Annotated in this window: 17 protein-coding genes and 2 tRNA genes; 12 read left to right on the plus strand and 7 right to left on the minus strand. The window is 55.2% G+C overall.

Going from position 1 to position 22,310, the window contains the following annotated elements; translation table 11 throughout:
* The 8 genes from HQL65_02770 (at nt 1) to asnB (ending at nt 8,339) form a co-directional block, all read left to right on the plus strand.
* Nucleotides 1–945, plus strand: a complete 945-nt coding sequence (locus tag HQL65_02770; GenBank protein MBF0135136.1) for a formyltransferase — start codon at nt 1–3, stop codon at nt 943–945.
* Entirely contained in the window at nt 942–2,000 is a 1,059-nt protein-coding gene (locus HQL65_02775; protein MBF0135137.1) for a bifunctional UDP-4-keto-pentose/UDP-xylose synthase, read from the plus strand. The genes HQL65_02770 and HQL65_02775 overlap by 4 nt, the downstream gene beginning before the upstream one ends.
* Nucleotides 2,001–2,055: 55 nt before the next feature.
* Nucleotides 2,056–2,970, plus strand: coding sequence for a 4-deoxy-4-formamido-L-arabinose-phosphoundecaprenol deformylase (locus tag HQL65_02780; GenBank protein MBF0135138.1), 915 nt, complete (start codon nt 2,056–2,058; stop codon nt 2,968–2,970).
* A gap of 112 nt (nt 2,971–3,082) precedes the next feature.
* The gene (locus HQL65_02785; protein MBF0135139.1) at nt 3,083–3,355 is read left to right on the plus strand and encodes a hypothetical protein; all 273 of its coding nucleotides are present in this window, start codon (nt 3,083–3,085) and stop codon (nt 3,353–3,355) included.
* Nucleotides 3,252–3,977 (plus strand): hypothetical protein, encoded by a 726-nt coding sequence (locus HQL65_02790; GenBank protein ID MBF0135140.1) that lies wholly within the window; start codon nt 3,252–3,254, stop codon nt 3,975–3,977. The genes HQL65_02785 and HQL65_02790 overlap by 104 nt, the downstream gene beginning before the upstream one ends.
* A 272-nt stretch (nt 3,978–4,249) precedes the next feature.
* Complete coding sequence (rimI, locus tag HQL65_02795) at nt 4,250–4,663, plus strand: ribosomal protein S18-alanine N-acetyltransferase (protein MBF0135141.1); 414 nt, start codon at nt 4,250–4,252, stop codon at nt 4,661–4,663.
* A 4-nt stretch (nt 4,664–4,667) separates the two neighbouring features.
* Nucleotides 4,668–6,188 (plus strand): RimK family protein, encoded by a 1,521-nt coding sequence (locus HQL65_02800; GenBank protein MBF0135142.1) that lies wholly within the window; start codon nt 4,668–4,670, stop codon nt 6,186–6,188.
* 204 nt (nt 6,189–6,392) lie between these two features.
* Nucleotides 6,393–8,339, plus strand: coding sequence for an asparagine synthase (glutamine-hydrolyzing) (gene asnB / locus HQL65_02805; GenBank protein MBF0135143.1), 1,947 nt, complete (start codon nt 6,393–6,395; stop codon nt 8,337–8,339).
* 150 nt (nt 8,340–8,489) lie between these two features.
* Here asnB and obgE read toward each other — a convergent pair whose 3' ends face one another.
* The 4 genes from obgE to maf form a co-directional block, all read right to left on the minus strand.
* Nucleotides 8,490–9,611 carry a GTPase ObgE gene (gene obgE / locus HQL65_02810; GenBank protein ID MBF0135144.1) on the minus strand — a complete coding sequence of 374 codons (1,122 nt, stop codon included), beginning with the start codon at nt 9,609–9,611 and terminating at the stop codon, nt 8,490–8,492.
* A 79-nt stretch (nt 9,612–9,690) separates the two neighbouring features.
* On the minus strand, nt 9,691–9,942 hold the full coding sequence (gene rpmA / locus HQL65_02815) for a 50S ribosomal protein L27 (GenBank protein ID MBF0135145.1): 252 nt from the start codon (nt 9,940–9,942) through the stop codon (nt 9,691–9,693).
* Between the two features lie 451 nt (nt 9,943–10,393).
* The gene (gene rplU / locus HQL65_02820; GenBank protein ID MBF0135146.1) at nt 10,394–10,702 is read right to left on the minus strand and encodes a 50S ribosomal protein L21; all 309 of its coding nucleotides are present in this window, start codon (nt 10,700–10,702) and stop codon (nt 10,394–10,396) included.
* Nucleotides 10,703–10,798: 96 nt separating this feature from the next.
* On the minus strand, nt 10,799–11,419 hold the full coding sequence (maf, locus tag HQL65_02825; GenBank protein MBF0135147.1) for a septum formation inhibitor Maf: 621 nt from the start codon (nt 11,417–11,419) through the stop codon (nt 10,799–10,801).
* 179 nt (nt 11,420–11,598) lie between these two features.
* Between maf and HQL65_02830 the strand changes: the two genes are divergently transcribed.
* Both HQL65_02830 and HQL65_02835 read left to right on the plus strand, forming a co-directional pair.
* Nucleotides 11,599–12,591, plus strand: a complete 993-nt coding sequence (locus HQL65_02830) for a polyprenyl synthetase family protein (protein ID MBF0135148.1) — start codon at nt 11,599–11,601, stop codon at nt 12,589–12,591.
* A gap of 74 nt (nt 12,592–12,665) precedes the next feature.
* Nucleotides 12,666–12,742: transfer RNA gene (locus HQL65_02835), tRNA-Pro, on the plus strand.
* 456 nt (nt 12,743–13,198) lie between these two features.
* Here the strand turns inward: HQL65_02835 and HQL65_02840 are convergent.
* Nucleotides 13,199–13,275, minus strand: a tRNA-Arg gene (locus HQL65_02840).
* Nucleotides 13,276–13,492: 217 nt separating this feature from the next.
* Here HQL65_02840 and rfbH point away from each other — a divergent pair.
* Nucleotides 13,493–14,833, plus strand: a complete 1,341-nt coding sequence (rfbH, locus tag HQL65_02845; GenBank protein ID MBF0135149.1) for a lipopolysaccharide biosynthesis protein RfbH — start codon at nt 13,493–13,495, stop codon at nt 14,831–14,833.
* Between the two features lie 234 nt (nt 14,834–15,067).
* Here rfbH and HQL65_02850 read toward each other — a convergent pair whose 3' ends face one another.
* Together HQL65_02850 and HQL65_02855 are read right to left on the minus strand one after the other, a co-directional pair.
* On the minus strand, nt 15,068–15,769 hold the full coding sequence (locus tag HQL65_02850; GenBank protein ID MBF0135150.1) for a cytidylate kinase-like family protein: 702 nt from the start codon (nt 15,767–15,769) through the stop codon (nt 15,068–15,070).
* A 54-nt stretch (nt 15,770–15,823) separates the two neighbouring features.
* Nucleotides 15,824–17,245: a sigma 54-interacting transcriptional regulator gene (locus HQL65_02855; GenBank protein MBF0135151.1), complete on the minus strand. Its 1,422-nt coding sequence runs from the start codon at nt 17,243–17,245 to the stop codon at nt 15,824–15,826.
* Between the two features lie 568 nt (nt 17,246–17,813).
* Here HQL65_02855 and HQL65_02860 point away from each other — a divergent pair.
* Complete coding sequence (locus tag HQL65_02860; GenBank protein MBF0135152.1) at nt 17,814–22,298, plus strand: PAS domain S-box protein; 4,485 nt, start codon at nt 17,814–17,816, stop codon at nt 22,296–22,298.
* Nucleotides 22,299–22,310 lie beyond the last annotated feature (12 nt).

Consider the following 22,310-nt stretch of genomic DNA (forward strand, 5'->3'; position numbering starts at 1 on the left):
ATGCCGAACAATGCCGTTGTTTTTGCCTACCACACGGTGGGTGTACGCGGCCTGGCAACCTTGCTCGCCCATGGGTTCAAAGTGCCGCTGGTGGTGACCCATCAGGACGATCCGGGCGAAAATCTCTGGTTTGACAGTGTGGCCGCCTGGGCCGACCGGGAAGGCATTCCGACCATCACCCCCGACTCGCCCAATCTGCCCGAAGTTCTGGACCGGGTGAACACCTGCCAACCAGATTTTTTCTTTTCCTTTTATTATCGCCACCTGTTGGGAGCCGAACTTCTCGCGGTTCCGACCCGGGGGGCCTACAACCTGCACGGCTCGCTGTTACCCAAATATCGCGGGCGCGTCCCCATCAACTGGGCCGTTCTGCACGGCGAACGGAAAACCGGAGCCTCCCTGCACCAAATGGTCCTCAAGGCCGATGCCGGGGACCTGGTCGATCAGGAAGCGGTCGCCATCCTGCCCAACGACACGGCCCACATGGTCTTTCAAAAGGTGGTTTGTGCCGGCGAGCGCGTTCTGCACCGTGCCTTGCCGCGTCTGCTGGCCGGCAACGCACCGCATACCCCCATGAATCTTGCCCAGGGAAGCTGCTTCGGACGGCGGCGTCCCGAGGATGGCCGCATCGATTGGCGTGCCCCGGCCTGGACGATTCACAATCTCATCCGGGCCGTGGCCCCACCTTATCCCGGGGCTTTTTTTGAGCATGGCCTCCACCGCATCCAGGTCCTGGCCAGCCACTATCGACAGGAACCAGCCCAAGGTCCAACATCAGAGTCACCACGCCTGTATTGGGAAGCCGGTCGTTGTCATGTCGATTGCGTCGATGGCGAGCGCCTGCTGCTGCCCCGACTGGCCATAGACGGACAACCGCTTGATGAACAGGAATTTTTGCGTATCCTTGGCTGTTCCGGCATATCTCTCGGAATGAACGGGCAATGACAGTGAAAATATTGATCTTTGGCGTCAACGGCTTCATCGGCCATCATCTTTCCCAGCGCATCCTGACCACCACACCGTGGCATGTTTACGGCATGGACATGCATACGGATCGGGTAGAGGCCCATCTGTCCCACCCCCAATTCCATTTTTTCGAGGGGGATATTGCCATCAACCGGGAGTGGATGGAGTACCACATCAAAAAATGCGATGTGATCCTGCCCCTGGTGGCCATTGCCACCCCGGCAGAATATGTACGACACCCCTTGAAGGTTTTCGAGCTGGACTTCGAGGCCAACCTGCCCATTGTGCGGGCCTGTGTCCACCACAAGAAACGGGTGATTTTTCCGTCCACGTCCGAAGTCTATGGCATGTGTACGGACAGCGCCTTTCATCCGGATCAATCGTCCCTGGTTCTCGGTCCCATCACCAAGCAACGCTGGATCTACTCCTGCGCCAAGCAGTTGATGGATCGGGTCATCTGGGCCTATGGCATGGAAGAGGGTCTAAATTTTACCCTGTTCCGTCCCTTCAACTGGATCGGCCCCGGACTCGACAATCTCCACACCCCCAAGGAAGGCAGTTCACGGGTGGTGACCCAGTTTCTGGGCCACATTGCCCGGGGTGAACCCATCTCCCTGGTGGATGGCGGGCAACAACGGCGCTGCTTTACGGATATCGAGGACGGCATCAACGCGCTCATGGAAGTCATCCGCAATCCACAAGGGGTGGCCCGCGGCAAAATCTACAATATCGGCAACCCGGACAATGATATTTCCATCCGCGAGCTGGCCGAAATCATGCTTGAAATTGCCCATGAATTCCCGGAATACCATGCCGGCCTGAAAAGTGTCCGTCTGGTCGATGTCCAGGCCAAAACCTACTATGGCGAAGGCTATCAGGATATCCAGACCCGGGTACCCTGGATCGACAACATTCGCGAGGATTTGCATTGGGAGCCTGGCACGACCCTGCGGAGTTCCCTGCGCAAAATATTTGCCACCTATCGGCACGAGGTGGAACAGGCCGGTTCCCTGCTGGATGATTCCGGCAGGTAACCCTGACCCTGCTTCCGACCCACAAGATCGATGATTCCGGAAGGCAACCCTGACCATGCATCTGGCTCTCAAGGTTGATGTCGATACCTATCGAGGCACCCGGGAAGGGGTCCCGGCCCTTCTGCGGCTTTTTGACCGCCATCAGGTGCGGGCCACCTTTCTGTTCAGTCTGGGACCCGACCATACCGGACGTGCCCTGCGGCGCATTTTCCGCCGGGGATTTCTCAACAAGATTGGCCGCACCTCGGTTTTGAGCCACTATGGACTCAAGACGGTGCTGTATGGCGTTCTGCTGCCGGGACCCCATATCGGGCGTCAGTCCGGAGAGATCATGCGGGCCGTGGCAGCAGCCGGTCACGAAACCGGGATTCACTGCCATGACCATGTCTATTGGCAGGATCATGTGGCCAACCAGGACCGGGCCTGGACCCAAAGAGAACTCGCCAAAGCCAGTGCCGTCTATGAAGAAGTCTTGGGACACCCGGCCCGGGTCCATGGGGCAGCCGGTTGGCAAATCAATTCCCATACCCTGGCCCTGCAAGAGGCGTTGGGCCTGACCCATGCGAGCGATACCCGTGGTCTGCACCCCTTTTTGCCGATCATGGATGGCGTGCAATCCACATGTATACAAATGCCGACCACCCTGCCCACCCTGGATGAACTGCTCGGGCGGGATGGCAGCACCCCAGACAATGTCCATGAGCGCATTCTGACCGCCAGCCAGACTCCCCTCCCCCACGGCCATGTGTATACCCTGCACGCCGAACTGGAAGGGATGAAACTTTATCCGGTCCTGGAAACCTTGCTGCAAAAATGGCAACAGAGGGGTTATACCTTGGGCACCCTGGCCGATCTCAAGGAACGCCTGACTGGCCTGACCTTGCCCCAACACACTGTGACCTGGGGAGAGGTCCCGGGCCGTTCCGGACGCCTGGCCATGCAAGGTCCCAGGCTGGAACCAAGCCAATAACAGGCAAGGTTCCAGACTTGTAACAAGGAATATAATATGGTTTCAAAATTTAAATAATCCAAAAATCGGGATTCAGGTTCAAGATCAAGCAGATCTGCCCTGAAATGAAGAGATGCAACACCGACATCTGAACCATCAAGACTATACCTTGGCCGCCATCGACGATCTCATTGCCCGTGGCGGGCGCAAGGATTGGGTTGCGTTGCGACATGCGGCCCTGGCGGACACAGTTCTTCTGGAAAAAATTTTGACCCTATGTCGCATCCATGTCGTCGATCCTTATGCCCAACGCTACCATTTTTGGAAACTCTATGTCGAACACCACCTTGCCCGCATGGGAAAAAGTGCTGTCGGCGGCGGCCCATCTGCAATGCATTCTGCCTGAAGCCATTCTGGTCGGTGGCACGGCATCCGCCATATATGCCGGACATCGCCTTTCTATCGCCACGGATCATGTCTTGAGTGATCTGCGCCAACGTTTTGATACCGTTCTGGCCGATTTGGAATCGGTGGCCGGCTGGACAACTGCCCGGGTGCAACGTCCAGTACAAATTCTCGGCTCTCTGGATGGTATCGAAACCGGGGTGCGCCAATTGACCCGGGAAACCCCTTTGGAAACCGAACAAATGGCATGGGGAAACAGTTTCATTACGATTCCCATCCAGGTAGAAATACTGAGGATCAAAGGAGAATTGATTGTGAAGCGCAATACCACCCGGGACCATCTGGACTTTGCCGCCCTGGCCGATCACATGCACGCGGACCAGGTTGTCGAGGCCTTGAAAAATTTTGACCAGCTCTATCCCCAGCCCAACGGCGCATCGTCCTTGCAACAACTGCAAATCCAGTTGGCCAACCCCTTGCCATATGATCTGGAGGGAGTCTCCCTGAAGGAGTACAAAAATCTTTCCGCGTCCTGGCACGATTGGCACAGGGTTCGGGCTGTTTGCACCCGGTGTGCCATCCTGATTTTTGACCGGATCATGACCCAACAGGATATCGCCTGATGGATGCTCACGTCCTGCCACCATCGAGTTTCAGACCTCATGTCCCATCCATCTTGCCATGGACAAAAAAATCCTGAGCCGGACGCAATCGCGCTGTAGACTGTTGGCCCGGGAGGGACTATCTTTACCGACCAACACATGGCGGGGTCGCCGTGTATTCCCAGGGAACGGGAGAGTCCCCCTCTGCATGGGCTGTGACACTTCAGCCAAATCCACCATACCGATCGACCATGGTCCAGCTTCGTCCTGCCCAGATTGCAGATATTCCAGGCATGGAAAATCTCGAACGGGTTTGTTTCGAGACCAACCGCCTGAGTCGGCGCAATTTCCGTCACCTGTTGACCCGTGGCCAGGCAATTTTTCTGACTGCCCATCAGGACACGCATCTCCTGGGTTATGGCCTGTTGCTTCTGCGCCGCAATTCACCTTCCGCCCGCCTCTACTCCCTGGCCATCCATCCTGCCCAACGCCGTTCAGGTCTGGGCCGCACCTTGCTGCAAAATCTGGAAGAGGCCGCCGTCACCAACAACAGGGCTGGTATTCATCTGGAAGTGCGCACCGATAATGAACCGGCCATCGCTTTTTATCAAAAATTGGGCTACCGTCCCTTTGCCATTCATCATAACTACTATGCCGATCATCAGGATGCCTGCCGTATGAGAAAAAGATTGGATATCATAAACTGAAGCCATGGGCACTCCCACCAAACATCGTTATACGATTGTCGTTGATCGCAGCTCCGATTGGAAATGGAATCCCGAAGGATTCCATATTCTGACCGCCGATGCCTACCTGGCCCAGCCCCTGATCCAACCCCTGATCCAGGCCAAGTCCGCCGGTCCAGGCCGCATCATCAATCTGTGCCGGGATTATCACTATTTGAGCGGCGGCTACTACTGCTCACTGTTGGCCGAGGCCCGGCGGGAACTTCCCATGCCCACCATGGCGGATATTCTTGATCTGTCGGGAAAAAAGCTCTACGCCTTTGCCCTGCCGGAACTGGAAGCCATCCTGATCCGGATCCTGAAACGGATTGCCGACCCACCCACCCAGGATTTTTCCCTGTATGTCTTTTTTGGCCATACGGATGATTCCCGGTTCCGTCTTCTCGGGGATGAGTTGTTCGACCTGTTTCGCTTTCCTCTCATCAAACTGAGGGTACGTCGTAAAACAAAACGCTGGGCCATCACCTCGATTCGTCCCCTGGGACTGCATCAGGTCCGCTCGGCTCAGCGGGTATTTTTCGAGTCCAGCCTGCGCGCCTACACCCGGGCACCGGCCCGCCGCAAGGCCAACAAAATACCCGAACTCTACAATCTGGCGATTCTGTACGACCCCCATGAGGCACTCCCACCCTCCAACTATAAATCCCTGGAACGGTTTGCCCGCGTTGCCCGACAGTTGCGCATGGAAGTGGAACTCATCACCCGCCGCGATTATCACCGAATCCCGGAATTCGACGCCCTCTTCATCCGCGAGACCACCGGTCTGAATCACCACACCTTCCATTTTGCCCGCAAGGCCGAACAGGAAGGTTTGCCGGTCATTGACGATACGAGTTCCATTATCCGCTGTGCCAATAAAATATTCCTTTTTGAATTGCTGGCCAGTCATGGCCTGCCTATCCCGAAATCCATGTCCCTGGATCGCCTCTGTTTCAATCCCCAGCGCATCACCGAGATGGAGGATTGGCTTGGCTATCCCATGGTCCTGAAGGTGCCGGATGGCTCTTTTTCCCGTGGCATTCACAAGGCCAACAATCGCGCCGAACTCGAAGAACACGCGGCCCGTCTGTTTATCGAATCCCGTCTGATCCTGGCCCAGGAGTACATGTATACGGCTTTTGACTGGCGGATCGGCATTCTCAATGGCCGACCGCTCTTTGCCAGCCAGTACCACATGTCCCGCAATCACTGGCAAATCTATCGACATCGTCCGGATGGCTCGGTTTCCGGTGGCGGTTTTCGCACCATGCCCATCGAAGAAGCCCCGGCAGATGTCGTTGAAACAGCCCGGCGGGCGGCCACCCTCGTGGGGACCGGTCTGTATGGCGTCGATCTCAAACACAACAATCGCGGCGTCCATGTCATCGAAGTCAACGACAATCCCAATATCGATCATGGTGTCGAAGACCGGGCCATCAAGGATCTCCTCTATATTCGCATCCTCAAGGAGTTCATCGAACGCATCGAGGCCGGTCGCCGGGGATAGTCATGACAACTGCATGCGTTTTTTGCAACCATTCAGAACCCTTTCAAAAAAAAGGATTTGATATGAAAGACTTTGTTGGGGCTTCGCCCCAAACCCCACCAGGGGGAAGGGCACAGCCCTTCCCCCTGGACCCCCATCCCAGTTTTTCAAACGTTTTTTCGAGAAAAATCTGAATCGTTAACGTTTATTTTTGGCAAGTACGGCATGTGTGGAATTACAGGTTTTTTTTCCCCGCGTCGTGAGACTACGGCATCCCTCCTGGAACAACAGGTTGGACGCATGAACGATGCCCTGGCCCATCGGGGCCCGGACGCATCCGGAATCTGGACCGATCCCCAGGCCGGCATCGCCCTGGGACACCGCCGCCTGGCCATTCTCGATCTCTCTCCCAACGGCCAACAACCCATGGTTGCGGCAAGTGGTCGTTATGTCACCGTCTTCAATGGCGAAATTTATAATTTTGCCGACCTGCGCCGGCAGCTCACGGACCAGAATGCCGCCCCCGCCTGGCGGGGACACTCCGATACCGAAGTGATGCTCGCTGCCCTGGACCATTGGGGTGTGGAGGGTGCCCTGCCCCATTTGCACGGCATGTTTGCCCTGGCCATCTGGGACCGTCAGAACCATCTGCTCCACCTGGTCCGTGACCGCATCGGCAAAAAACCACTTTATTATGGCTGGTTCGGCGGCATATTTGGTTTTGCCTCGGAACTGACCGCCCTGCGTGCCCATCCGGCCTGGAATGGCAAAATTGACCGGCAAGCCCTGACCACCTATCTCCGTCATGGATATGTACCGGACCCTTTCAGTATTTTTCTGGGCATTGCCAAGCTCACGCCCGGCTCCATTCTGACCCTGCCAACCGACAGTATCGCCCAGGGAGAGCTGCCCCAACCCCAATCCTACTGGTCATTGGCCACCTGGACCGCCGCCGACCCGCCTGTTGCCGAATCCGTGGACGAAACAACCGCCCTGCAAGAACTGGATCGCCTTCTGCACCAGGCTGTGAGCGAACGCATGGTGGCCGATGTCCCCCTGGGCGCATTTCTTTCTGGCGGCATGGACTCATCCCTGATCACCGCTTACATGCAGGCCCATGCTGAACAACCGGTACGCACGTTTACCATCGGCTTTCACGAGGCCGGTTTTGATGAAGCGGTCTATGCACGTGCCGTGGCCGCCCATCTGGGGACCCGGCACACCGAACTCTATTTGACTGCCGCTGACGCCCTGGCAGTCATACCCCGCCTGGCGACCCTCTCCGACGAACCCTTTGCCGATGCCTCGCTGCTCCCCATGTTTCTGGTCTCCCGTCTGGCGCGGGAAGAGGTGACCGTGGCACTTTCCGGGGATGGCGGCGATGAATTTTTTTGTGGATATGGACGTTATCGCCAGGCCCTGGCCGCCTGGCAACGCCTGGCCACGCTGTCACCCCTTCTCCGTCACTTGGCCGGAGGTATCCTGGGCCATATTCCGGAACAAGTGTGGCAGATCGCCAACCATGTAAGCCCACGTCTCAATCCCCGGCGGGGTACCATCTGGAGCAATCTGCTCCGGCACGGTTCGCCTGACCTGCTGTATCAATATCTGGTCTCCTGCCATCTGGACCCGGCGCGTCTGGTGGTGAATGGCACCGAACCCGCCACCCGGTTCCTCAACCCGGAGCAATGGGGAGGAAGTCCGGATTTTTGCACCCGCATGATGTTTCTGGATGCCCATACCTATCTGCCCGGTTCGGTCCTTGTCAAAGTGGATCGCGCCACCATGGCGGTCGGCCTGGAAGCCCGGGCACCCCTGCTCGATACCCGCATCATTGAATGGGCCTGGCGTCTGCCCCGGCACCTGAAACTGCGGCCCCAAGGTGGCAAATGGTTGTTGCGGCGTCTGCTCCGCAACCACCTGCCTGCCCATCTGATCGAGCGACCCAAACAGGGCTTCGGGGTTCCGGTGGGAAGCTGGCTGCGAGGTCCGTTGCGTCCCTGGGGTGAGGCCCTGCTCGCCCCGGAACGTCTGCATCGGGAAGGGTGGCTCAACCCGCAGGCCGTCGGCGAAGTCTGGGCTGCCCATCAGGCCGGTCGGCGTCAGGAAGGCGAACTTCTCTGGGCGATCCTCATGTTTCAGGCCTGGCTGGCAACCATTGAATCTTCGTAACCATTCAGAACCCCTTCATTAAAAGGATTTGACATGGAAGACTTTGTTGGGGCTCCGCCCCAAACCCCGCCAAGAGGAAGGGCACAGCCCTTCCTCTTGGACCTCCTTCCCAGTTTTTCAAACGTTTACTAAAATAGGGGGTCTGAATAGTTACGAATCGTCTTCATCCTCAGCCAGGGTCTCTTCCGGCCAGGTGTCAGATGCGGCCTGTGCGTGTTGACCGGCCCTGGTTGGGGCATCGGGTAGGGTGGCAAGCGTAGCCTCCCGGGTTGCCTGACGAATTTCCCGGACCCGCACGGCCACCCGGCCCACCAACTCCCGCACCCCTTGCCCGCTTACGGCAGAGATGACGGCCACATCGCCAAAAGCCGCCAGACGTTGCCCCAGATCTCCGATCCATTCGGCATCGACCAGATCCCCCTTGGTGACCACGAGCAGGCGGGGTTTGGCAGCCAGGTGGGGCGAATAATTGGCCAGTTCCGCCTCGATGGCCTGGAAGTTATCCACAGGATCCGAACCATCGGGGGGATCGCTCTCCAGCAGATGCAGCAGCAGGGCACACCGTTCCACATGGCGCAAAAACACATGTCCCAGACCGGCTCCCTCGCCTGCGCCCCGGATCAAACCGGGAATATCGGCCACCACGAAACTCTCTTCGTCACCGACCCGCACGACTCCCAGATTGGGAACCAGCGTGGTGAAGGGATAATCGGCAATCTTGGGGCGGGCGGCAGAGATGACGGAAATCAGGGTGGATTTTCCGGCATTCGGCATGCCCACCAGCCCCACATCCGCGAGCAGTTTCAATTCCAGACGCACCCACAATTCAACACCCGGTCGGCCCGGATCGCATTGTCTGGGTGCCTGGTTGGTGGAACTCTTGAAGTGGGTATTGCCGCGTCCACCCAACCCGCCGGGGGCCAGCAGAAAACGTTCACCCGGGGTGGTGCAATCCCACAGAATGGCCCCATCGGCATCATCGCGCACCAGGGTTCCCACGGGCACCCGCACCTCCAGGGGAGGGGCCGAACGACCGGTGCGGCAGGCCCGCATGCCATTCTGGCCACGTTCCGCCTTGAAGTGCTGGCGATACCGAAAATCGATCAGGGTGTTCAAATGCGGATCTGCGACCAGAATCACATCACCACCGCGTCCGCCATCGCCGCCGCTGGGTCCGCCGAAGGGAATGAATTTTTCCCGCCGGAAGGTCGCGGCACCGGCACCACCATCACCCGATTGAATAAAAATCTTGACCTCATCCAGAAAGCGCATCGTCAGCCCCAGACAACAACGGGGAAGCAGCCCTGGGCCACTTCCCCGTGTTCGGTATTCACTTTTATCGAGAAGATATTCAGGAGGCGACGACGTTGATATACTGACGCTTGCCGCTTTGGGTAAAGAGGACCTTGCCGCCAATCAGGGCAAAGAGGGTATGGTCACGTCCCATGCCGACCCCGTTGCCGGCGAAGGTTTTGGTGCCCCGCTGCCGGATGAGAATATTGCCGGGCACAACGGCTTCACCACCGAAGCGTTTGACGCCCAACCGCCGCCCGTCTGAATCGCGCCCATTCCGGGAACTGCCACCCGCCTTTTTGTGTGCCATGACTCCACTCTCCTGCCGTCACTGACCACCCATGAAACCACCCGTGCGCGAATGGCTTCAGGATCATCACCTTGTTTGCAACCTGGCGGGTCGTACCTGGACTGGACACCCGCGCCTGACATGTTCATCGTTTACCGGACCAGACACGGCCCTCGACACCGGAAAATCCGGCCTTGCCAACAGACTCAACCGACTCTCTACTCCGAAGTGGCATCCACTCCTCCGGCACCGCGAGGACCGGTCGATTTCAACACCGAACGACACCCACTCCGGCAGCACGGCAAGGACCGATTCACGCCTCAACGCAAGAGTGACACCCACTCCGGCGGCACGGCAAGGACCGATTCACGCTTCAGTACCAGAGTGACACCCACTCCGGCAGCACGGCAAGGACCGATCCACGCTTCAACGCCAGAGTGACACCCACTCCAGTGGCGCTGCAAAGGCCGGTTTACGCCTCGATACCGGTGATCTGCAATTCGGTCAAATTCTGCCGGTGCCCCTGTTTGCGCCGGTAATTTTTGCGCCGGCGACGTTTGAACACCAGAATTTTTTTGTCACGCAGATGCTGCAAAATGCGCGCCGTGACCCGGGTAGTGGCGGCGGCGTCTCCTGTTTTGACGCCGGCATCGCCGGTGACGAGCAGGACATCCGTCAGGGTCACACTTTCCCCTTTTTCACCCGGCAGCCGTTCCACGCGCAAAACGTCATTGACCGCCACCTTGTACTGCTTGCCGCCGGTTCGCACTACCGCAATCATGGGGAACTCCTCCGCTTCAGACCCAAAATATCCCTCTCCCTGGACCATTCCGCTGGCCACCCGTCCAGACAAGGTGCCACGGAAAACGTCCTATTATTATCGAAAAACCGGTCCTGTCAAGTCTCCGTGCGCATCATGAATCAATTCGCTCAACATGGCGAGGGTTTCCATGAGAGGCAACCCCACCACCCCGCTGAAAGATCCTTCGATACGCCGCACCATGAAGGCCCCTACGCCTTGAATGCCGTAAGCCCCGGCCTTGTCCATCGGTTCACCGGTAGCCACATAGGCCTTGATTTCGGCGGGGGTGAGTTTCTTGAACCAGACATCGGTCGTCACCACCCGATCCAGGCAACGCCGGTCTGCCAACCGACACAGGGCAACCCCGGTCAACACCTGGTGACGCCGGTCGGAAAGACGGTGCAGCATCCACTCGGCCTGCTCCGGATCGGCGGGTTTTCCCAGAATTGTTTCGTCCAGGATCACAGAAGTATCGGCAGCCAGCGCATAATCGACTCCCGGGTCCATTGCCCGATTCACTTTTTCCCGCGCCAAGCGCACCACGTAAGCGGCAGCCGGTTCGCCGGGACGGCACCCTTCATCGATGGCGACGGGCCACACCTGGGCCTCGATGCCGACCTGGCTCAGCAGCTCCCGCCGTCGTGGCGACATTGAAACCAGACGTATCTTTTTCCCTGACCAGGGAAAGCCCACCATCACACCTGCGCCCATACCATCCCCATCCCCGTTTTTTCACAAAATTGAAATGACCGACAAATGAACACTTGACGTGGAACAACGCGATTCTTACTTTCGGTCCCAGCCGGGAAAATGCCTGACCCTGGCGACAAACTTCTCACACCCGACATTATCCCTCAACCGGAGCCTGGTCTTCCATGTCTGATAATACGCAATCGGTGTTGAATCGTCTGCGTGAGCTGATCGGCCCCGACCTGGAACAAACCAACGCTCTCATCCGTCAGCATCTGGATTCCGAGGTTGAACTGATTCCGACCCTGGGAACCCACCTCATCGAGAGTGGCGGTAAGCGACTACGCCCCATCCTCACCCTGCTTTCAGCCCGTCTGTTCGGCTATCAGGGAACAGCCCATGCCCTGCTGGCAGCCGTCATCGAGTTTATCCATACCGCCACGCTGCTCCACGACGATGTGGTGGACAAATCCAACACCCGGCGCGGCATTGCTACTGCCAACTCCGTCTGGGGCAACAAGGCCCCGGTCCTGGTCGGTGATTTTCTTTTTTCCCGTTCCTTTCAGCTTCTGGTCAGTCACGGAAACTTGAAAATTCTCCAGATCATTGCCGATACCTGTGCCATCATCTCCGAGGGAGAAGTCCTGCAACTCGTGGCCAGCAATGACCTGAAAACCACCGAAGATAAATACATGGCCGTGGTCTCCAGCAAGACGGCATCCCTCTTTTCCGCCGCCTGCCAGATCGGACCGGTCCTTGCCAACCGCCCCGAGGATGATGTAGAACGAATGGCCAAGTTTGGTACCTGTCTCGGCATCGCCTACCAGGTCGTGGACGATACCCTGGACTATGCGGCCACAGTCGAAAAACTCGGTAAAACCATCGGCGACGATTTCCAGGAAGGCAAAATCACCCTCCCGGTCATTCATGCCTATGCCAACGCCACCCCTGAAGAACGTGCCTTCTGGGTCCAAACCATCGAAAAAGGTCAGATTGCACCCGGCAGCCTGGAACAGGCCATCACCATGATTCGCCAAAGAGGTGCCCTGCACTATTCCATGGAAAGGGCACGCAGCTTTGCCAAAGCCGCCAAGGCCCATCTGGAACCCTGCCCATCTTCACCCGAAAAAGAGGCTTTGACCATGTTGGCCGATTTTTCCGTTGACCGCAGCTTCTGACCGTTCTAGTCTCCTCCTGCCTGTTCGGGTCTGGAATGTTTTCTTGCCCGCATGGCAGATTCGTAAGTCGTTGTCGGGGTGTAGCTCAGCCTGGTAGAGCACTGCGTTCGGGACGCAGGGGCCGGAGGTTCGAATCCTCTCACCCCGACCAAGTCAATCCAAAGAGTTACGGCCACTCACAAGGTGGCCGTTTTTGTTCCAGCGTAACTGTTCATCATCCGGCAACGAATCGGGGTCCAGGGGGCTGGCTCCCCTGGCAGGTTCAGGACGGAGTCCTGGTGGGGTTCGGGGCGAAGCCATGATAAAGGCTTTCATATTCAGGCTTTTCTTGAAAGGGTGCTGAATAGTTACGTTCCAGCAATCAAATAGCAACCACCAGGAAGGAATTCAGGGGAAACGTGCGGCAACATCGGTGCCCGTTGCCTGGGGTCTTCCCGGACAGGTCCTGCCATGTCTGGATTCAAGGCGCAAAAATACCGTAGGGTCTGGTCGGGTGCGGCGTCCGCCCACGCAGGGGCTTTCGGCCCCATACCGAAACCCTGTTCCCGGATACCAACGGATGCGAGTGGATTCTTGCGGAGATGATGACAGCCAACTCTTTGAAAACTGGCGCGCCCGGAAGGATTCGAACCTCCGACCCCTTGGTTCGTAGCCAAGTACTCTATCCAGCTGAGCTACGGGCGCGCACATCACTGCGTAGAGACATCGAAGAGTCCGGGGAGACTAATCCCCTTTCTCGCATTCGTCAAGTTGAAATTCGTCCCGGAAAAACCTCCTGCTTGCGATAAAGGATGGAACACTGTATATTCCATGCTAAATTGTTATATTATTTTCAATATGTTAAAAAATTTACCCAGGCACGATTCCCTCCCTGCAACCAGACGGACCCCGGATCACGACGATGCCCACGAGCAACGCTACCTCCCATCGACTTCGCCAGGAAATATCCAGACTGATTGGCCAGTTGCATGCCGTGGAACATGTTGCGCCTCCATTTCGTCCTGGTCACACTCCGGTTCCGGTTTCGGGACGTCTGTTCGGGGCGGAAGAGATTCAAACCCTGGTGGAGGCCTCGCTTGATTTCTGGCTCACCACGGGTCGTTTCAATGCCCGGTTTGAAGAGGAGCTGGGGGCCTTTTTGCACAACAGGCATGTATTGACCGTCAATTCCGGTTCATCGGCCAATCTGCTGGCCCTGGCGGCCATGACTTCCCGGGCTGCCTGGGGAGAGGCAGCCCTGCAACCCGGCGATGAGGTCATCACCGTGGCCGCCGGTTTCCCCACAACCCTCAATCCCATCCTGATTTATGGCCTGACACCGGTCTTTGTGGACATCTCCCTGCCTGACTACAACATCGATGTTGTCCGTCTGGAAGAGGCCATCGGTCCTCGGACCCGCGCCATCATGGTGGCCCATACCCTGGGCAATCCGGTCAATCTGGAAAAAGTGACGAAGTTGACCAAAAAACATGGCCTGCGCCTGATTGAAGATTGTTGCGATGCCCTGGGCTCGACGTATCAGGGGCGGTTGGTGGGCACTTTCGGGGATGTCGGAACGCTCAGTTTCTATCCCGCCCACCATATCACCATGGGAGAGGGCGGTGCCGTTTTTTCCAACAACGCCATTCTCAACCAGACCATGGAATCCATCCGTGACTGGGGCCGCGCCTGCCATTGCCCACCCGGCCACGACAACACCTGCAAACGACGTTTCGACTGGCAACTCGGAGAGCTGCCTTATGGGTACGACCATAAATATGTCTATTCCAATCTGGGTTACAATCTGAAAATCACCGACATGCAGGCCGCCGTTGGTGTGGCCCAGTTGCAGAGGCTGCCGGAATTCATCGAGCGGCGCAAACACAATTTTCGTCGTCTTCGCGATGGTTTGGCAGATTTGGAACCATTTTTTGTGTTGCCGGAACCCACCCCCCATGCCGACCCTGCCTGGTTTGGCTTTCTTTTGCTGATGCGGGAGGGGTTGCCTGTTGCCCGGACCGAATTGCTCCATTTTCTTGATGAAAGCCGGATCGGCTTCCGTCTGCTGTTCGGCGGCAATCTTCTGCGCCAGCCTTACATGTCGGGTCGTCCCCACCGGGTGGTTGGACCCTTGACCCATACCGACGCCGTCATGCACCGCGCCTTCTGGGTGGGCACCTACCCGGGCATCCAGGATGTCCATATTGACTATATCATTGAAAGAATACACCAATTTTTTCGGCAATCGGGTCTTGTTTCCTGAAATTCAATCCTCTCGACTCCCTGCCGGTTTGTCTGGCGCACGGATCATCCATGCGGCCCCGATGACGGCTTTTTTTGGAAAACCTGCAAGACGTCCACCCCCAGGGCTTTTTTTGCAAACAGCGCAAAAAAAGCCTGGGAAGAGTGGGGAAAAAAAAGCATGGGGCTTTGCCCCATACCCAGCCAGGGCTTTGTCCTGGACCTGCCAGGGAGCCAGCCCCATGAAATCTGTGTCCTATGTTGTCGGTGTCATGGATATGGGCAAACCCCGTTGCTCCATGGCAAACACGATGATGTCCACCATCTGGGCGGATTTGAGGTGATCTGAATTGATCACCAAATCGTAATAGGAGCGGTCGGTTGGCATGAGTTTATAAATTTCCCGGACATACTCTTTACGCTCGCTCTCAGTTTTGTATATACGGGCCTTGGCCGCCTCGGCATCGATGCCTTCCCGCTCTGCAATGCGTTTGGCGCACCTGTCCATGGAACCTTCTATCTTTACCCGGAACACTGAAGGATCATTGGCAAGGATCAGATGAGCGCCACGCCCGATAATGACCCCACCGTTTCTGGCAATGACCGTCACTGCCTTGAACAAGCAGCGCAAATATTCATCCTTGGATCCCTTTCCTCCAGAAAACAAGGAGAGAAACCAACTATTTGTGGAGTCGGCAAATTTTTCGTCAAAAAGTTGGGTCAGGTGCCTGTTGGATTTCAGGGTATCCACAATGGAATTGAGCAGGGTATAACCGTAGCACTTGACTCCCATCCGTTTGGCCAACTGCTCGGCTGTTTTACTGCCGTTGGCACCAAATTCACGGGAAACGGTTGCGAGGGGAACCTTGTTTTTGGGTGCGGCGACATCGTTGCTGTTTTCCAGATTGAAGCGAATGCTCTCCACAAAGGCGTTGACTGCACGAACGTTGTTTTCCATGGCCATCTCCAAAAGCATGCAAAAGGTTGCAAGAATTGCGTCATCTTTTCCCCTCTAACCATCCGCATTACCTGACTTTCCATGATGACTCAGCCCCATGGTTTTCATCCGCCGCCACAAGGTGCTGCGACTGATATCCAACCTGTTGGCAGCCACCTGCACCTGCCAGTGAGATGCTTCCAGGGCCTGCAATATGGTTTCCCGATCCAGAATTCTTGCTGGATCACCACTCTTCAAGGGCCGCCCGCGCTGACCGACAGGGGGCTGTGGCTGCCTCAGCAAGGGCAGGGAGCGACTCCGGAATTCGGGAGGTAGATTGGACCAGGCCAGGATGGACTGTGGTGCTACGACCATGGCATGTTCCAACATATGTTCCAGTTCTCGCACATTGCCTGGCCAATCGTAATCCATGATGGTCATCAGCACCTCTTCACTCACGCCTCTGACCGAACGCTTCATGCGGGCGTTGAATCTTGCCAGGAAGTGGTCAATCAGCATGGGCAGGTCAGCCTTATGGTCCCGAAGAGGCGGCAGGTGCATTTCCACCACCTTGAGACGGTAGTAAAGGTCCTCGCGAAAAAACCCTTCCTGAACCCGCTCCCGCAAATTGCGATGGGTGGCGGTTATGACCCGCACATCCACCCGGATGGGATGATTGTCTCCCACCGCCTCAAAAACCTTTTCCTGCAAGACGCGCAGAAACTTCACCTGCATGTCCAGAGAAAGGTCGCCAATCTCGTCCAGGAACAGGGTGCCACCATCGGCCAATTTGAACCGACCTGGTTTGTCGCGCACGGCGTTGGTGAAAGCCCCGCGTATATGGCCGAATAATTCACTTTCCAACAAACCAACAGGCAGGGCCGCACAGTTGACCGCCACGAAGGGTCGATGGCTGCGGGGACTGGCATTGTGCAAAGCACGCGCCACCAGTTCCTTGCCGGTACCCGTTTCACCGGTAACAAGTACTGTAGAATCAACTTCCGCCAGTCGTTCAATCAGGTCGTAGACCTCCTGCATGGGCTGACTGGACCCCACCAGTCCATGCCACTTTTCGCGTGTTTTGGTTTCCCGCTCCAGCGTAGCCAATCGGCTTTCGTCCCGCACCACCAGGATGATGCCCTGTGTTTTTTGCACCGGATCCTGGAAAAGTGAGGCCGTACAATTCAAGACACGCTCTGTTCCGTCTTCATTCATGACGACCATGCGTACCGCACGCTTGCCTTCACCCTGTTCCCGTGCCTGTTTCAGCAAGGGTTCTATTTTGGGAAAGAGCCAGGCGATTTTATCTTGCAGAGATTGATTCATGGACAATGGATCAAGCCCCAGGAGACGCTTGGCCGCATCATTGACCTGGATGATGCGCCAGCCTTCGTCGATGGCGACGATGGCATCATCCACGCCTTGAAAAACGGCCTCCAGGCGATTTTTCAACAATTCCCGATCTTCGCGGAGGCGTTCATACTCTACAGGGTCCACGACTGCCTCCATGTTCCAAAATTAATTTGAATCTTTTTGTTTCATGCAACCAATTGTTTCTTGTTTTGCGACAAATAGACAGTGTTTTATCGGATCAGACAAGGAAATTAATTGAACCAACCCGTGTATAATAATTAAAGCAAAATACATGCCGTACAATAATTTACATTCAGGAATCCAATCCAGAAATTCCGGGACAAATCAATTTAATTCTATCTTTCAAATACTTGTCACATAAAAATTATTGGTCGAACACTGAAAAATAAATATATTTTGCATATTTGGCGAGAGTTCCATGACGTGTTGCACGGCATTCAATACAAAAGAATGTTTTTATCCAATTAATGGCATAAATATTGCTTCAAAAATATTATGTTAAAAAATATAAATCGCGTCCATTTCGAGATAAGACCCAAATCCCGCCAGGAGGAAGGGCAGAGACGCTTCCTCCTGGACCTCCCTCCCAGTTTTTCATTCATTTTTTATGGGAAAAAACACGCATCTCAAAGTGGACGCAGGTTGATATCCACAGTTTGAATAACATATCTCATGGAACGAGGCTGCTGAAATGTCTGCCAATATGTTCGTCATGGCCACTATTTTAGTCGTGGACAGCGACCCGAACACTCTATCCTTCCTCTCCAGAACATTGGAGGCCAAAGGTCACGCCGTACACCTGGCTCCTACCGCCCGTCTGGCCATAGCCTTTCTCCGGACCTCGATGCCGGATCTGGTGATGCTGAACGTCAGGTTGCCGGACATCAATGGCCTCGACGTCTGCGAGCAGATAAGGTCCATCAAGCCGGACGCCCATGTCCCGATCATTTTCATGAGCGATCACGAGAACCATGACGACAAGGAAAAAGTATTCGATGCCGGCGGTGTAGACCACGTCACCAAGCCCCTGATTGAAAAAGATGTGCTGGTCCGGGTCTCGACCCACTTGACACTGAGATGGGCACTCCAGGAAATGGGGAAACGGAATACCCTTCTGGAGGAGCAAATCAAGCGGTGCAAGGAGATCGAGGCAACAGGCAAACAAAGGGAGGAAGCACTGGGTCTCAGTGAAGTCTGCTTCCGTGGTATTTTCGAGACCGCCATCCACGGCATGGCTCTGGTTTCTCCTGCGGGCAAATTTCTCAAGGTCAACCGTGCCCTGTGCGTTCTGCTTGGTTATGCAGAAACAGAACTATTGGCCATCGATTTTCAAACCATCATCCACGCCGGTGACCTGGATATCGAAATGGCCTGTGTGCGCCTCATGCTGGCGGGCACGCTGCCAACCTACCAAATGGAAAGACGCTATGTTCACAAGGATGGTCACATCATCTGGGTATTGCTGAGCGTCTCCATGACTCGCCTTGAGGGTGGCGACAAGCCGGTCAATTTCGTATTGCACGTTCAGGACATAACCGACCGGAAAAGCCGCGATGAAAAACTCCTGACCACCAGGAACAAATTGCAAATTCAAGTCGATTGCGTCAATCGAATCCAGAGCTTGTCCATTGAAGACTCAAATCTGGATACTCTTTTTCAAACCCTTCTCCTTGAAATCCTGAAACTGACCAATAGTGATTACGGTTTCATCGCCGAAACAAGAATAGATGAAAAAGGTGCAACCTATCTTCAGGCGCTGGCCATTTCCAATATTGCCTGGGACAAGAACAGCAGGGAATATTACGAGGCCAACGTCTTATCCAGCATCTGTTTTGCCAGAATGCGTGGTTTGCATTTCGCAGTACTGACCAGCGGCGCACCCGTGATTGCCAACGATCCGGTCCACGATCCCCGTAGTTGCGGTTTGCCTCCAGACCATCCCGTGCTGGATGCCTTTCTGGGCATGCCCATCAAACGGGGAGATAAAATTTTGGGTGTGTTGGGAATAGCCAATCGCCCACACGGCTACAACGCAACCCTGGTGGACGAATACCTGGGACCGGTAATCTTGGCCTGCGCACAAATCATCGAGGGATGCCAGGAACGCAGAATAAAAATTGCCAACGAAAATGTTTCGAGCCAGCGCGAAGCCATCCTCACGAGCATGGATGAAGGGGTTATCGTCGTCAATGCCAGGGAAGAGGCAATTGTTTATGCGAATTTAAAATTCAAAAAAATGTTTCAGTATGAGACTGACGATCTGACCGGAAAAAATTTCAGCATCTTTCACGTGCCTGTAGGCAGGACTTCCCGGGAAATATCAACAGAGATTATTGAATCTCTTGACAAGAATGGTGAATGGTCCGGGGAAATCCGCAGCCGGAAAAAAAATGGTTCCACTTTCTGGTGTCTTGTCACAGTATCGTTATTCGAGCCTCCGCCATTCGGGAAGGAATGGATCTTCATATACAAGGACATCAGTGAAACAAAACGACTTGCAGAAGAACTTGATCAGTTTTTTACCATTGTTGACGATCTTTTGTGCATTGCGGATACCGAGGGATGTTTCCAGCGGATCAATCCGGCCTGGGAAAAAGTGTTCGGCTACTCAATGGCAGATTTGACCGGCAAGTCTCTCATCACGTTCATTCATCCTGAGGATGTCGCAGCTACCGAACAATCACTTGTTGCACAAAACAAACAAAATCCAAGGATTCATTTCGTCAACCGCTATCGCTGCAAGGATGGCAGCTACCGCTGGCTGGAGTGGCACTCGGTTCTGGTGGAACAACTTGTCTATGCCACCGCACGCGACTTCACCGATCGCAAGGAAACCGAAACCATCATGCGCCAACAGGCAGAGGAGTTGCGCCTGTTCTACGATATGCCCATCATCGGTATGGCCATTACCTGCCCCCGTACCAAACGTTGGATTGTGGTCAATAATCAACTTTGCCATATGTTGGGCCACACCAGAGAAGAACTCATCCAACTGACCTGGGCCGAAATGATTCATCCCCACGACCTGGAAGTCGTCCTGGAGCATTTTCTGGATATCATGCAGGGCAAATCCGATACCTGTGTCATGGATGCAAGATTCCTCCGCAAAAACGGCCAAATCATGAACATCGTCCTCAATGTGCAAGCCATCCGCAACGATGCCGGCCAAGTGGAACGATTTTTTGCCACATTGCTCAACATCACCGAACGCAAGCAGACAGAGGATGCCCTGCGGGAAGAATTACTCAAAAATAAAAGCTTTTCCGACATCATGGACAATGTCGAGGCCTACATCTACATCAAAAATCGCCAACGAAGATATGTTTATGCAAACCGCCTGGCCCTGGAACTGTTCCAGTGTACCGCCAAAGAGTTGGTCGGCTCAGGGGATGAACGATTTTTTTCCCCGGGTGCCGGGTTGGAGCAGATTGCACTTGTTGACAAACGGGTATTGGATCATGGTGAAACAACCAAAGAAATTCTTTCGGCGATTCCGCTGAGTCTTGGCAAGAAAAGGGTTTACCTGGAAGCCAAACGGCCAATTTATGACCAATCCGGAAATATTTGGGGCCTGAGTGGCATTTTTTCCGATATTACCGAGCAGAATCTGGTCGATGAGTCGATACGGGAAAACGAACAGAGGTTGCGGGAAATCACCTCCACCCTGGCAGAAGGTCTGTACGTCATTGACCTGTCGGGACGGGTCACCTTCATCAACCCCACGGCCCTGACCCTGTTGGGTTGGCAGGAAAAAGATGTGCTGGGACAAATTTCCCACACCCTGTTCCATCACAGCAAGGCCGATGGGACCCCTATTCTCCCTGCCGAATGCATGTTGCAGAGTGTGTTATCGAAAAAAATCGTGGCCACCTCGGACGGGGAGTGGCTCTGGCGTCAGGATGGAAGTGGATTTCCAGCATCCCTGATCGCATCGCCTATTGTCAACGGCAAGGTAAAAGGAGCCGTCGTCGCCTTCCGGGACATCACACAACGCAAAAAAATTGAAGAAAATTTACACCAGGCCAAGGAACAAACAGAAAAAGCTGCACAGGCCAAAAGCGAGTTTCTGGCAACAATGAGCCACGAAATTCGTACCCCCATGAATGTGGTGCTTGGCATGAGTGATGTCTTGCTGGAAACCAATCTGGATCAAAATCAGCGCCGCTACGTGGAAATGATGCACCGTTCAGGGGGGGCGCTGCTTGGCATCATCAACGATGTTCTGGATTTTTCCCGGATTGAGTCCGGGCAATTCACTCTGGTTGACATGCCCTTTTCTCCCAGCGCTGCGGTGGATGAAACCACCCGGATGATGCAAATATCCGCCGAACAGAAAGGCAATACCCTGGTGGCGATCATAGCCCCAGGCATCCCTGATGCCATTTTGGGTGATGATGGCCGGATTCGCCAGGTTCTCATCAATCTGATCAGCAATGCAGCCAAGTTTACCGAACACGGCCAAATCAGCGTGCATTTGGATTTCCACCCCCAGGAACCGGACACCATACTTTTTTCCGTCTCCGATACGGGCATAGGCATTGCCTCACACAATCTGGATCACATTTTCAGTCTGTTTACGCAAGCAGATACAGGAATAAACCGGCGATTTGGCGGAACCGGGTTGGGGTTGGCCATTTCCCATCGGCTTGTGGAGTTGATGGGAGGACACATCTGGGTGGAGAGCGAAGAAAAACATGGCAGCATCTTTTATTTTACCTTGCCGTTACGCATCGCCAAGGCACCCATGCACTCCACCCCACTGGCAAATGCATCCAACCTCCAGGCACGCAGTCTGCGCATATTGTTGGCCGAAGATTCACCCGACAATCAGGCACTGTTTCAGATTTATCTGAAAAATACCTCTCATAGCCTGGTCATGGTCAATGACGGTCTTGCCGCCGTGGCACGTGTCCGCGAAGAGCTGTTTGATCTGGTGTTGATGGATATCCAGATGCCCATCATGGACGGTTATGCCGCGACAAAAGCCATTCGCCAGTGGGAACAGGCTGAAGGCCGTACCCCTTTGATCATCATTGCACTCAGTGCCCACGCATCCATTGGCAAAAAGGGGGAGAGCCTGGCCGCCGGGTGTGATGACCACTTTTCCAAGCCCATCAAGAAACAGGTACTTCTGTCGGTACTGAACAATTATGCCACAATGGGTAACACTGGTTGAGGATGCAGCAAG

The sequence above is a fragment of the Magnetococcales bacterium genome, assembly GCA_015228935.1.
Taxonomy (GTDB): domain Bacteria; phylum Pseudomonadota; class Magnetococcia; order Magnetococcales; family DC0425bin3; genus HA3dbin3.

Excerpts from the sequence above, each read along its gene's own strand:
- HQL65_02770 (MBF0135136.1), top strand. The coding sequence starts at position 1 with ATGCCGAACAATGCCGTTGTTTTTGCCTACCACACGGTGGGTGTACGC.
- HQL65_02775 (MBF0135137.1), top strand. The coding sequence starts at position 942 with ATGACAGTGAAAATATTGATCTTTGGCGTCAACGGCTTCATCGGCCAT.
- HQL65_02780 (MBF0135138.1), top strand. The coding sequence starts at position 2,056 with ATGCATCTGGCTCTCAAGGTTGATGTCGATACCTATCGAGGCACCCGG.
- HQL65_02785 (MBF0135139.1), top strand. The coding sequence starts at position 3,083 with ATGCAACACCGACATCTGAACCATCAAGACTATACCTTGGCCGCCATC.
- HQL65_02790 (MBF0135140.1), top strand. The coding sequence starts at position 3,252 with ATGCCCAACGCTACCATTTTTGGAAACTCTATGTCGAACACCACCTTG.
- rimI (MBF0135141.1), top strand. The coding sequence starts at position 4,250 with ATGGAAAATCTCGAACGGGTTTGTTTCGAGACCAACCGCCTGAGTCGG.
- HQL65_02800 (MBF0135142.1), top strand. The coding sequence starts at position 4,668 with ATGGGCACTCCCACCAAACATCGTTATACGATTGTCGTTGATCGCAGC.
- asnB (MBF0135143.1), top strand. The coding sequence starts at position 6,393 with ATGTGTGGAATTACAGGTTTTTTTTCCCCGCGTCGTGAGACTACGGCA.
- obgE (MBF0135144.1), bottom strand. The coding sequence starts at position 9,611 with ATGCGCTTTCTGGATGAGGTCAAGATTTTTATTCAATCGGGTGATGGT.
- rpmA (MBF0135145.1), bottom strand. The coding sequence starts at position 9,942 with ATGGCACACAAAAAGGCGGGTGGCAGTTCCCGGAATGGGCGCGATTCA.
- rplU (MBF0135146.1), bottom strand. The coding sequence starts at position 10,702 with ATGATTGCGGTAGTGCGAACCGGCGGCAAGCAGTACAAGGTGGCGGTC.
- maf (MBF0135147.1), bottom strand. The coding sequence starts at position 11,419 with ATGGTGGGCTTTCCCTGGTCAGGGAAAAAGATACGTCTGGTTTCAATG.
- HQL65_02830 (MBF0135148.1), top strand. The coding sequence starts at position 11,599 with ATGTCTGATAATACGCAATCGGTGTTGAATCGTCTGCGTGAGCTGATC.
- rfbH (MBF0135149.1), top strand. The coding sequence starts at position 13,493 with ATGCCCACGAGCAACGCTACCTCCCATCGACTTCGCCAGGAAATATCC.
- HQL65_02850 (MBF0135150.1), bottom strand. The coding sequence starts at position 15,769 with ATGGAAAACAACGTTCGTGCAGTCAACGCCTTTGTGGAGAGCATTCGC.
- HQL65_02860 (MBF0135152.1), top strand. The coding sequence starts at position 17,814 with ATGTCTGCCAATATGTTCGTCATGGCCACTATTTTAGTCGTGGACAGC.